Consider the following 12,286-nt stretch of genomic DNA (forward strand, 5'->3'; position numbering starts at 1 on the left):
AAAGCCCAGAGCCTCGCGGCAATCCCTCCCGACAGGGAATCGGATCGGAAAAGGATCTGATAGAGTCGGAAACGCAAGACCGAAGGGAAGCGCCCGGAGGAAAGCCCGAGAGGGTGAGTACAAAGGAAGCGTCCGTTCCTTGAGAACTCAACAGCGTGCCAAAAATCAACGCCAGATATGTTGATACCCCGTCTCCGGCCATCACGGTCGGGGCGAGGTTCCTTTGAAAAAACACAGCGAGGACGCTGTGAACGGTCGGGCTTATTCCGCCTGACTGTTCCGCTCTCGTGGTGTCGTCCCGATTACGGGAAAACATTCACGGAGAGTTTGATCCTGGCTCAGGACGAACGCTGGCGGCGTGCTTAACACATGCAAGTCGAACGATGAACCACTTCGGTGGGGATTAGTGGCGAACGGGTGAGTAACACGTGGGCAATCTGCCCTGCACTCTGGGACAAGCCCTGGAAACGGGGTCTAATACCGGATATGACCGTCTTGGGCATCCTTGATGGTGTAAAGCTCCGGCGGTGCAGGATGAGCCCGCGGCCTATCAGCTTGTTGGTGAGGTAATGGCTCACCAAGGCGACGACGGGTAGCCGGCCTGAGAGGGCGACCGGCCACACTGGGACTGAGACACGGCCCAGACTCCTACGGGAGGCAGCAGTGGGGAATATTGCACAATGGGCGAAAGCCTGATGCAGCGACGCCGCGTGAGGGATGACGGCCTTCGGGTTGTAAACCTCTTTCAGCAGGGAAGAAGCGAAAGTGACGGTACCTGCAGAAGAAGCGCCGGCTAACTACGTGCCAGCAGCCGCGGTAATACGTAGGGCGCAAGCGTTGTCCGGAATTATTGGGCGTAAAGAGCTCGTAGGCGGCTTGTCACGTCGGGTGTGAAAGCCCGGGGCTTAACCCCGGGTCTGCATTCGATACGGGCTAGCTAGAGTGTGGTAGGGGAGATCGGAATTCCTGGTGTAGCGGTGAAATGCGCAGATATCAGGAGGAACACCGGTGGCGAAGGCGGATCTCTGGGCCATTACTGACGCTGAGGAGCGAAAGCGTGGGGAGCGAACAGGATTAGATACCCTGGTAGTCCACGCCGTAAACGGTGGGAACTAGGTGTTGGCGACATTCCACGTCGTCGGTGCCGCAGCTAACGCATTAAGTTCCCCGCCTGGGGAGTACGGCCGCAAGGCTAAAACTCAAAGGAATTGACGGGGGCCCGCACAAGCAGCGGAGCATGTGGCTTAATTCGACGCAACGCGAAGAACCTTACCAAGGCTTGACATACACCGGAAACGGCCAGAGATGGTCGCCCCCTTGTGGTCGGTGTACAGGTGGTGCATGGCTGTCGTCAGCTCGTGTCGTGAGATGTTGGGTTAAGTCCCGCAACGAGCGCAACCCTTGTCCTGTGTTGCCAGCATGCCCTTCGGGGTGATGGGGACTCACAGGAGACCGCCGGGGTCAACTCGGAGGAAGGTGGGGACGACGTCAAGTCATCATGCCCCTTATGTCTTGGGCTGCACACGTGCTACAATGGCAGGTACAATGAGCTGCGATACCGCGAGGTGGAGCGAATCTCAAAAAGCCTGTCTCAGTTCGGATTGGGGTCTGCAACTCGACCCCATGAAGTCGGAGTTGCTAGTAATCGCAGATCAGCATTGCTGCGGTGAATACGTTCCCGGGCCTTGTACACACCGCCCGTCACGTCACGAAAGTCGGTAACACCCGAAGCCGGTGGCCCAACCCCCTTGTGGGGAGGGAGCTGTCGAAGGTGGGACTGGCGATTGGGACGAAGTCGTAACAAGGTAGCCGTACCGGAAGGTGCGGCTGGATCACCTCCTTTCTAAGGAGCACTTCTTAACCGGGCTTGCCTGGTTCAGAGGCCAGTACATCAGCGAGTGTCTGATGCTGGTTGCTCATGGGTGGAACGTTGATTATTCGGCCGGGTTCACGGGTCGGAGGCTGCTAGTACTGCTCGCAAGAGTGTGGAACGCATGATCTTCGGACGGGAGCTGGCCGGGCACGCTGTTGGGTATCTGAGGGAATGATTTCCTTCGTGATGCCGGCCCCAGTGCACTCCAGCCTTTGGTTGGGGGTGATGGGTGGCTGGTCGTTGTTTGAGAACTGCACAGTGGACGCGAGCATCTGTGGCCAAGTTTTTAAGGGCGCACGGTGGATGCCTTGGCACCAGGAACCGATGAAGGACGTGGGAGGCCACGATAGTCCCCGGGGAGTCGTCAACCAGGCTTTGATCCGGGGGTTTCCGAATGGGGAAACCCGGCAGTCGTCATGGGCTGTCACCCATACCTGAACACATAGGGTATGTGGAGGGAACGCGGGGAAGTGAAACATCTCAGTACCCGCAGGAAGAGAAAACAACCGTGATTCCGGGAGTAGTGGCGAGCGAAACTGGATGAGGCTAAACCGTATACGTGTGAGACCCGGCAGGGGTTGCGTATGCGGGGTTGTGGGATCTCTCTTCTGTTGTCTGCCGGCAACAGGACGAGTTAGAAACCGTTGATGTAGGCGAAGGACATGCGAAAGGTCCGGCGTAGAGGGTAAGACCCCCGTAGTCGAAACATCAGCGGCTCGTTTGAGAGACACCCAAGTAGCACGGGGCCCGAGAAATCCCGTGTGAATCTGGCGGGACCACCCGCTAAGCCTAAATATTCCCTGGTGACCGATAGCGGATAGTACCGTGAGGGAATGGTGAAAAGTACCCCGGGAGGGGAGTGAAATAGTACCTGAAACCGTGTGCCTACAAGCCGTGGGAGCGTCGGAAGCAAGCTTGCTTGTTTCTCGTGACTGCGTGCCTTTTGAAGAATGAGCCTGCGAGTTTGCGGTGTGTTGCGAGGTTAACCCGTGTGGGGAAGCCGTAGCGAAAGCGAGTCCGAATAGGGCGTTTTAGTAGCGCGCTCAAGACCCGAAGCGGAGTGATCTAGCCATGGGCAGGTTGAAGCGGAGGTAAGACTTCGTGGAGGACCGAACCCACCAGGGTTGAAAACCTGGGGGATGACCTGTGGTTAGGGGTGAAAGGCCAATCAAACTCCGTGATAGCTGGTTCTCCCCGAAATGCATTTAGGTGCAGCGTCGTGTGTTTCTTGCCGGAGGTAGAGCACTGGATAGGCGATGGGCCCTACCGGGTTACTGACCTTAGCCAAACTCCGAATGCCGGTAAGTGAGAGCGCGGCAGTGAGACTGTGGGGGATAAGCTCCATGGTCGAGAGGGAAACAGCCCAGAGCATCGACTAAGGCCCCTAAGCGTACGCTAAGTGGGAAAGGATGTGGAGTCGCAGAGACAACCAGGAGGTTGGCTTAGAAGCAGCCACCCTTGAAAGAGTGCGTAATAGCTCACTGGTCTAGTGATTCCGCGCCGACAATGTAGCGGGGCTCAAGCGTACCGCCGAAGTCGTGTCATTCACACAATAGGGCCAACGCCTGTGTGGATGGGTAGGGGAGCGTCGTCTGCCGGGTGAAGCAGCACCGGAAGGTAGTTGTGGACGGTTGACGAGTGAGAATGCAGGCATGAGTAGCGATACACACGTGAGAAACGTGTGCGCCGATTGACTAAGGGTTCCTGGGTCAAGCTGATCTGCCCAGGGTAAGTCGGGACCTAAGGCGAGGCCGACAGGCGTAGTCGATGGATAACCGGTTGATATTCCGGTACCCGCTGTGAAGCGTCAAACATTGAATCCAGTGATGCTAAGTCCGTGAAGCCGCCCTGGAGCCTTCGGGCAAAGGGGAGTGGTGGAGCCGACGAACCTATCTGGTAGTAGGTGAGTGATGGGGTGACGCAGGAAGGTAGTCCATCCCGGGCGGTGGTTGTCCCGGGGTAAGGGTGTAGGCCGTGCGATAGGTAAATCCGTTGCACTTGTGGCTGAGACCTGATGCCGAGCCGATTGTGGTGAAGTGGATGATCCTATGCTGTCGAGAAAAGCCTCTAGCGAGTTTCATGGCGGCCCGTACCCTAAACCGACTCAGGTGGTCAGGTAGAGAATACCGAGGCGTTCGGGTGAACTATGGTTAAGGAACTCGGCAAAATGCCCCCGTAACTTCGGGAGAAGGGGGGCCACGCCTGGTGATGAGTCTTGCACTCTGAGCTGGGGGTGGCCGCAGAGACCAGCGAGAAGCGACTGTTTACTAAAAACACAGGTCCGTGCGAAGCCGTAAGGCGATGTATACGGACTGACGCCTGCCCGGTGCTGGAACGTTAAGGGGACCGGTTAGTCACTCTTCGGGGTGGCGAAGCTGAGAACTTAAGCGCCAGTAAACGGCGGTGGTAACTATAACCATCCTAAGGTAGCGAAATTCCTTGTCGGGTAAGTTCCGACCTGCACGAATGGCGTAACGACTTCTCGACTGTCTCAACCATAGGCCCGGTGAAATTGCACTACGAGTAAAGATGCTCGTTTCGCGCAGCAGGACGGAAAGACCCCGGGACCTTTACTACAGTTTGATATTGGTGTTCGGTTCGGCTTGTGTAGGATAGGTGGGAGACTTTGAAGCGGGCACGCCAGTGTTCGTGGAGTCGTCGTTGAAATACCACTCTGGTCGTGCTGGATGTCTAACCTGGGTCCGTGATCCGGATCAGGGACAGTGTCTGATGGGTAGTTTAACTGGGGCGGTTGCCTCCTAAAGAGTAACGGAGGCGCCCAAAGGTTCCCTCAGCCTGGTTGGCAATCAGGTGTTGAGTGTAAGTGCACAAGGGAGCTTGACTGTGAGACCGACGGGTCGAGCAGGGACGAAAGTCGGGACTAGTGATCCGGCGGTGGCTTGTGGAAGCGCCGTCGCTCAACGGATAAAAGGTACCCCGGGGATAACAGGCTGATCTTCCCCAAGAGTCCATATCGACGGGATGGTTTGGCACCTCGATGTCGGCTCGTCGCATCCTGGGGCTGGAGTCGGTCCCAAGGGTTGGGCTGTTCGCCCATTAAAGCGGTACGCGAGCTGGGTTTAGAACGTCGTGAGACAGTTCGGTCCCTATCCGCTGTGCGCGTAGGAGTCTTGAGAAGGGCTGTCCCTAGTACGAGAGGACCGGGACGGACGAACCTCTGGTGTGCCAGTTGTTCTGCCAAGGGCATGGCTGGTTGGCTACGTTCGGGAGGGATAACCGCTGAAAGCATCTAAGCGGGAAGCCTGCTTCGAGATGAGGACTCCCACCCACTTGATGGGGTAAGGCTCCCAGTAGACGACTGGGTTGATAGGCCGGATCTGGAAGCACCGTGAGGTGTGGAGGTGACCGGTACTAATAGGCCGAGGGCTTGTCCTCAGTTGCTCGCGTCCACTGTGTTAGTTCTGAGGCAACGACCGTTGCCGGTTTTTTGAGTAGAACAGACAACAGAAGAGTGTGCTTGTTCGCTCGAAACCATTAGGGTTTCGGTGGTTATAGCGTGAGGGAAACGCCCGGTTACATTCCGAACCCGGAAGCTAAGCCTTACAGCGCCGATGGTACTGCAGGGGGGACCCTGTGGGAGAGTAGGACGCCGCCGAACAATATTTGGAGGACCTCTGGTCCCAGCGTCAAGCTGGGACCAGAGGTCCTTTTTGTTTTTCCGGAGCGCGCCGGGTAGCCGGCTGCGCGAGAATGACTTGCGGTACCGAAGACAGGAGTCACCCATGTCCACCAACTCTCCCGAGGATCGACCGGAGCGCGACCAGCGGCGACGGGACAGTGGTGACCGCGGCGACCGAGGCGGTTACCGCGGGGACCGGGGCGGTTTCCGGCGGGACAACGACCGTCGGGACAGGGACAACGACCGTGGTGACCGCGGTCGTTACGGGCGTGATGACAGTCGTGGGGGCTACGGCGGCCAGCGCGACGATCGCCGTGATGGCCGTCGGGACGATCGCCGCGATGACCGGCGCGATGACCGTCGGGACGACCGCCGCGATGACCGCCGGGACGGCGACCGGGGGCCTCGTCCCGCGTTCCGTCGTGATGACCGGTCCGGTGGGCCGCGTCGGGACGATCGGGATCGGGAGCGTGGGCCCCGGCGTGACGGCGACCGTCCTTCCTACCGTCGCGACGACCGCGGAGAGCGTCGGGACGCCGACCGTGGTGGGTTCCGGCGTGACGACGACCGTGGTGGCTTCCGGCGCGACGACCGCGGTGAGCGTGGCAGCTACGGTCGCCGTGACGACCGCCGTGACGATCGCCGTGACGACCGTCGGGGCGATGACCGTGACCGTGGTTTCCGTCGGGACGACCGGCGTGACGACCGGCGTGACGACCGCCGAGACGACCGGCGTGACGACCGGCGTGACGACCGGCGTGACGACCGGCGTGACGGCGAGCGGGGTGGCTTCCGGCGTGACGACCGTGACCGTGGCTTCCGGCGTGATGACAGCCGTGGGGATCGTGGCGGCGACCGTGACCGTGGGCTCCGTCGTGACGACCGGCGTGGTGAGGACCGCGGGGATCGCGGTGGCTTCCGGCGTGATGACAGTCGTGGGGATCGCGGTGGCTTCCGGCGTGGTGAGGACCGCGGGGATCGCGGTGGCTTCCGGCGTGATGACAGTCGTGGGGATCGCGGTGGCTTCCGGCGTGATGACAGTCGTGGGGATCGTGGCGGCTTCCGGCGTGATGACAGCCGTGGGGATCGTGGCGGCTTCCGGGGCGGGGACGACCGTGGCGCTCGTGGGCCCCGTCGGGACGACCGTGGTGGGCGTCCCGGAGGGTTCCGTGGGCGGGACGACCGCCGTGATGACCGGCGTGACGACCGGCGTGGCGGTGGCCGGTTCCGTGATGAGCGGGATCGGGACCGCGAGCCGATCAAGCGGCTGCCGATCCCGGAGGACGTCACGGGCGACGAGATCGACAAGGACGTACGGCAGGAGCTGCAGAGCCTGCCGAAGGGGCTCGCGGAGGATGTCGCCAAGAACCTGGTGATGGTCGCCCGGCTGATCGACGAGGACCCCGAGGGTGCCTACGGGTACTCCAAGGTGGCGCTGCGGCTCGCGTCGCGCGTCGCGGCCGTACGCGAGGCGGCCGGGTTCGCGGCGTACGCGAACCAGAAGTACGCCGAGGCGCTCGCCGAGTTCCGTGCCGCGCGGCGGATGACCGGCGGCGTGGAGCTGTGGCCCGTCATGGCCGACTGCGAGCGTGGGCTCGGGCGGCCGGAGAAGGCGCTGGACATGGCCGGGGCGCCCGAGGTGCACAAGCTGGACAAGGCCGGGCAGGTCGAGATGCGGCTCGTCGCGGCCGGCGCCCGACGTGACCTTGGGCAGCTGGACGCGGCCATCGTGACGCTGCAGAGCCCCGAGCTCGCCTCCAACGCCGTACAGCCGTGGACCGCGCGGCTGCGGTACGCGTACGCGGACGCGCTGCTCGCGGCCGGGCGGCAGGGTGAGGCGCGGGAGTGGTTCGCCAAGGCCGTCGAGGCCGACAAGGACGGCAGCACGGACGCTTCCGACCGGCTTGCCGAGTTGGACGGTGTCGAGTTCGTCGACGCCTTCGACGAGAACGAGAACGAGAACGAGAACGAGGGCAACGGCGACAAGCAGGCTCCGGGCGGGACCGATGAGGGCCGCGAGGAGTGAGCGACGTCTGAGGTGAAGGGCGGGATCCCGGGCTGGGGTCCCGCCCTTCGGCGTTCAGAGGTCCAGGGCGCGCAGGACCAGGCCCGAGGCCGGTTTCGGGCCGAACGACGTCGACTTGCGGGGCATCGTGACGCCCTGGCGGGCGAGGTCGCGTACGACGTCCTCGCGGACGGGGTGCATGAGGACGGCCGTACCGCCGTCGCGTTCCGCCTTCTCGATGGTGGCGGCGGTGTCGTGGATGTAGGCGATGCGGGTGGGGTCGTCCTCGGGGATGTGCCAGATCTCGGCGAGGAGCGTGGCGTGCAGGACTGTCGCGTCGAGGGTGCGCCAGGCGGCCGGGCGGTCGGTGGGGACCGTGCGGGCGAGGAGGGCCGGGTCGGGGTGGTCGACGAGGTGGAAGGCGCCGTCTCCGGCGAGGAGGTAGGCGTTGCCCGCGCATGCCGCGTCGGCCAGGGCCTCCAGGGCCTCGGGCAGGGGGACTTCGAGGCGGCGTACGCGGAACAGGCCGTCGAGGGCGGTCAGGGCGTCCGGGACCGGCAGGCCGTGCAGGAGGCGGTGGATCGCGCGGACGCGGAGCGGGTAGCGGGCCGTGTCGACCAGGAGGACGAGGCCGTAGTCCCAGGCGCTGGGTGAGGGGTGCTCCGCGCGTAGACGGCGATACGTGGCCCAGCGGTGGTGGCCGTCGGCGATCAGGGCCTGGTGGCGGGTCAGGTCGGACTGGACGCGGGCCAGGTCGGTGGGGTCGGTGATCGACCACAGGCGGTGGCTGAAGCCGTCCTCCGTGGTGGTCGAGAAGAGCGGCGGGCGCTCGACCGTGCGCTCGATGACGGCGGTCGCGTCGGCCGCCGTGCCGTTGCCGCGGTAGGTCAGGAGGAGGGGTTCGAGGTTCGCGGAGGTGGCGCGCATCAGGGCCGCCCGGTCGGCGACCACGTGGGGCATGACGTCCTCGTGCGGCAGGACCAGGCCCTCCGACGGCTCCGTCACGCGCAGGGCGCCGATGATGCCGCGCTGCAGCATGCCGTCGCCGTCGTGCTGTTCGTAGACGTAGAGGCCGGGCTCGGGGTCGGCGGTCAGGACGCCTTCGGAGAGCCAGCGGCGCAGGGTCTTGGCCGCCTGTTCGTTGCGGGCGTCGGCCGTGTCGGCCTGGGGGAGGATCAGGCGGACGATGTTGTACGGGTCCGCGTCCTGGAGGTGGTGCAGGCCGTCGGGGCGGACGACGACGTCGTACGGAGGGGATGTCACGGCGGCCAGGCCGCCGACCCGGTCGGGGTCGTAGCGAAGGCCCCGGAACGGGGTGAGTTCGAGGCCTCGGCGCGCCGTTGCTTCCGGGTGACCTGCTGAGTTCATCCCGGCATCGTACGGGTGTCAGTGGCATGGGGGATGATCGGGGGGAAGGCCGTCGAACGAGGAGCGATGCGGAATGAGCCAGAGCGTCAGGACGAGGCCCGAGGGCAGTGGCCAGGCCCTGAGCGAGGCGTACGACACGGCGCTGCTCGACCTCGACGGTGTGGTGTACGCGGGGGGCCATGCGATCGTGCATGCCGTGGAGTCGCTCGCCACGGCCCGTGCGGGCGGGATGCATCTCGCGTACGTCACGAACAACGCCCTGCGGACGCCGGACACCGTGGCCGCGCATCTGACGGAGCTGGGGATACCCACGAGCGCGGGTGACGTCATCACCTCGGCGCAGGCGGTCGCGCGGCTGATCAGTGAGCAGGTGCCTGCCGGCGCCCGGGTGCTGGTGATCGGTGGGGAGGGGCTGCGGGTGGCGCTGCGGGAGCGCGGGCTGGAGCCGGTGGAGTCGGCGGACGACGATCCGGCGGCGGTCGTGCAGGGGTACGGCGGGCCCGAGTTGCCGTGGGGGAGGTTCGCGGAGGCCTCTTACGCCGTAGCGCGCGGGGTGCCCTGGTTCGCGTCCAACACCGATCTGACGATTCCGAGCGGGCGGGGGATCGCGCCGGGCAACGGGGCGGCGGTGGAGGTCGTACGGATAGCGACCGGTGCCGAGCCGCAGGTGGCGGGCAAGCCGTTGCCTCCCATGCACCGGGAGACGATCCTGCGGACGGGTGCCGAGCGGCCGCTGGTGGTCGGGGACCGGCTGGACACGGACATCGAGGGCGCGTTCAACGGGGACGTCGACTCGCTGCTCGTCCTGACCGGGGTGACCGACGGCGCGCAGTTGCTGGCCGCGCCGCCGCAGCACCGGCCGACTTATGTCGACGCGGATCTGCGGGGGTTGCTCACCGGGCAGCCGGAGATCGTGGCGGACGGGGGCGGGTTCCGGTGTGGTGGCTGGATGGCCACCGCCGGTGCGGAGCGGCTGGAACTCGACGGTGACGGTGAGGGCTTGGACGGGCTGCGGGCGTTGTGCGCGGCGGCCTGGACGGCGGCTGGTGAAGGTGTGTGCGAGCTGGAAGCGGGGAAGGCGTTGGCGCGGCTGGGGGTGTGAGTCGCCGCGCCGTGTCGGAGAGAAGGCGGGCGCGGGTACGCAGCGGGATCGTGGCTGAATAGCAGGGTAGGCTAACCTAACTGCGTGTTGGTCGACAGTCCTCCCGAACAGCGCGCGGACTCCGTGTCCGCGCCGCCAACCCGACGGGCGCTACGTGCCGTTGGGCTGCTCGTCTCTGTCCTGATCCTGGTGGTCGTCGCGATGGCGAGCATCGCGATCGGGGCGAAACAGTTGTCCATGGGGGAGGTCTGGCACGGCTTGTTCGAGGGCTCGGGGACCTACGGCGACGTCGTGGTCGAGGACCGGATCTCGCGCACCGTGCTCGGCCTGCTCGCGGGCGCCGCCCTCGGTCTCGCCGGTGCCGTACTCCAGGCGCTCACCCGCAACCCGCTCGCCGACCCCGGTCTGCTCGGCATCAACGCGGGCGCGTCCGCCGCGGTCGTCACCGCCATCACCTTCTTCGGCGTCACGAGTCTGAGCGGCTACGTCTGGTTCGCCTTCCTCGGCGCGGCCGCGGTCGGGGCGATGGTCTGGTTCCTCGGCGGCAGCCGGGGCGCGACGCCCGTACGGCTCGCGCTCGCCGGTACGGCGATCAGCGCCGCGCTCTACGGCTATCTCCAGGCCGTGATGATCACGGATGACGTGGCGCTGAACAAGATGCGCTTCTGGACGGTCGGTTCGCTGTCCTCGGCGACCGACTCGACCATCACCCAGGTGCTGCCGTTCCTCCTCGCGGGCACCGTCCTCGCGCTCGCCCTCGCCCGGCCGCTGAACGCCATGGAGATGGGCGACGACACCGCCAAGGCCCTCGGCGCGAACCTGAACCGCACCCGGGTGCTGTCGATGCTCGCCGCGACCGTGCTGTGCGGGGCCGCGACCGCCGCCTGCGGACCGATCGTGTTCGTCGGCCTGATGGTGCCGCACATCGTACGGTCCTTCACCGGGCCCGACCTGCGCTGGATCCTGCCGTACGCGGCCGTCCTGTCGCCCGTGCTGCTGCTCGGCGCCGACGTCCTCGGCCGGATCGTCGCCCGGCCCTCGGAGCTTCAGGTCGGCATCGTCACCGCGATCCTCGGCGGGCCGGTCTTCATCTTTCTCGTACGACGGCGGAGGACGGCCCAGCTGTGAAGACCGCAGTGAAGAGCGACGCCAAGAGCGCATCGCAGAGCGCAGTGAAGAGCGAAGCGAAGTCCGCGAGCCGGACCAGCCGTGCCAACCGCGCCGTGCGGATCCCGGGCGGGCTTTCCGTCCGGCTGGACGTCCGGGCGCTGGCCGTCGTCGTCCTGTTGCTGCTCGCCGCGCTCGCCGCGAGCGTCGTGCTGATCGGCACCGGAGACTTCCCGATCGCGGCCGGCGACGTGCTCAAGACGCTGCTCGGCGACGGGAACGCGGGGCAGGAGTTCATCGTCAACGAGCTGCGGCTGCCCAGGGTCCTGGTCGGGCTCCTGGTCGGTGCCTCGCTCGGCCTGGGTGGTGCGCTGTTCCAGGCGCTGTCCCGCAATCCGCTGGGCAGCCCGGACATCCTGGGTCTCGGGCAGGGGGCCACGGCCGGGGCGCTCGTGGTGATCGTCCTGCTCTCCGGGGACGCCGTGCAGGTCACGGTCGGCGCACTGGCGGGCGGACTCGCGACCGGGTTCGCCATCTATCTGCTCGCCTGGAAGCGGGGCGTGCACGGTTATCGACTGGTGCTGGTCGGTATCGGTATGTCCGCGATCATGACGGCGGTCAACGGCTATCTGCTGACCAAGGCCGACCTGGTCGACGCGGCCCGCGCGGTGGTGTGGATGACCGGCTCCCTCAGCGGCCGGGACTGGGCCCAGGTCTGGCCGCTGCTCGCGCTGTGCGCCGTCCTCGTACCGCTCGTCCTCGCCAACGCGCCCGGGCTGCGGATGATGGAGATGGGCGACGACGTGTCGTACGCCCTGGGAGTGCGTGTCGAACGCGTACGGCTGCTGCTGATGCTGGCCGCCGTGCTGCTCACGGCGGCCGCCACCGCCGCCGCCGGACCCGTCAGCTTCGTGGCACTCACCGCCCCGCAGCTCGCCCGGCGCCTGACCCGCTCGCCCGGGCCGAACCTGCTGCCCTCCGTGTGCATGGGCGCCGCCCTCCTGGTCACCGCCGACTGGGTCTCCCAGCGGGTCTTCGGAGCCGACCAGATGCCCGTGGGCGTGGTCACGGGCGTGCTCGGCGGTGTGTACCTGCTCTGGCTGCTGGTCACCGAGCGCAAGGCGGGCCGTATATGAGCGCCGGCAGCAGCCTCAGCACAGAGAGCCTCAGCAAAGAGGGCCTCAGCGAAGA

6 protein-coding genes and 3 rRNA genes are annotated in these 12,286 nt (G+C 65.3%); 8 read left to right on the plus strand and 1 reads right to left on the minus strand.

Features of this window, described 5'->3' with window-relative positions; translation table 11 throughout:
* Window positions 1–315: 315 nt before the first annotated feature.
* The 5 genes from QQM39_RS35890 to QQM39_RS35910 all read left to right on the plus strand — a co-directional run bounded on the left by QQM39_RS35890 (window position 316) and on the right by QQM39_RS35910 (window position 7,539).
* Window positions 316–1,843, plus strand: a 16S ribosomal RNA gene (locus QQM39_RS35890).
* 306 nt (window positions 1,844–2,149) lie between these two features.
* Window positions 2,150–5,269: ribosomal RNA gene (locus QQM39_RS35895) — 23S ribosomal RNA — on the plus strand.
* A gap of 106 nt (window positions 5,270–5,375) precedes the next feature.
* Window positions 5,376–5,492, plus strand: a 5S ribosomal RNA gene (rrf, locus tag QQM39_RS35900).
* The 16S, 23S and 5S rRNA genes sit together here, the layout of an rRNA operon.
* Window positions 5,493–5,674: 182 nt before the next feature.
* Window positions 5,675–6,889 (plus strand): hypothetical protein, encoded by a 1,215-nt coding sequence (locus tag QQM39_RS35905; protein ID WP_302003956.1) that lies wholly within the window; start codon window positions 5,675–5,677, stop codon window positions 6,887–6,889.
* Window positions 6,781–7,539, plus strand: a complete 759-nt coding sequence (locus QQM39_RS35910; protein WP_302003847.1) for a hypothetical protein — start codon at window positions 6,781–6,783, stop codon at window positions 7,537–7,539. The genes QQM39_RS35905 and QQM39_RS35910 overlap by 109 nt, the downstream gene beginning before the upstream one ends.
* 54 nt (window positions 7,540–7,593) lie before the next feature.
* Here QQM39_RS35910 and QQM39_RS35915 read toward each other — a convergent pair whose 3' ends face one another.
* Window positions 7,594–8,886 carry a DUF1015 domain-containing protein gene (locus QQM39_RS35915; protein WP_302001749.1) on the minus strand — a complete coding sequence of 431 codons (1,293 nt, stop codon included), beginning with the start codon at window positions 8,884–8,886 and terminating at the stop codon, window positions 7,594–7,596.
* A gap of 73 nt (window positions 8,887–8,959) precedes the next feature.
* Here QQM39_RS35915 and QQM39_RS35920 point away from each other — a divergent pair, with 73 nt between their 5' ends.
* The 3 genes from QQM39_RS35920 to QQM39_RS35930 all read left to right on the plus strand — a co-directional run bounded on the left by QQM39_RS35920 (window position 8,960) and on the right by QQM39_RS35930 (window position 12,231).
* Complete coding sequence (locus tag QQM39_RS35920; protein ID WP_302001750.1) at window positions 8,960–9,988, plus strand: HAD hydrolase-like protein; 1,029 nt, start codon at window positions 8,960–8,962, stop codon at window positions 9,986–9,988.
* Between the two features lie 84 nt (window positions 9,989–10,072).
* Window positions 10,073–11,116 carry an iron ABC transporter permease gene (locus QQM39_RS35925; RefSeq protein WP_302001751.1) on the plus strand — a complete coding sequence of 348 codons (1,044 nt, stop codon included), beginning with the start codon at window positions 10,073–10,075 and terminating at the stop codon, window positions 11,114–11,116.
* A gap of 44 nt (window positions 11,117–11,160) precedes the next feature.
* The gene (locus tag QQM39_RS35930) at window positions 11,161–12,231 is read left to right on the plus strand and encodes an iron chelate uptake ABC transporter family permease subunit (protein ID WP_302003848.1); all 1,071 of its coding nucleotides are present in this window, start codon (window positions 11,161–11,163) and stop codon (window positions 12,229–12,231) included.
* Window positions 12,232–12,286 lie beyond the last annotated feature (55 nt).

Source organism: Streptomyces sp. DT2A-34, assembly GCF_030499515.1.
Taxonomy (GTDB): Bacteria; Actinomycetota; Actinomycetes; order Streptomycetales; family Streptomycetaceae; genus Streptomyces.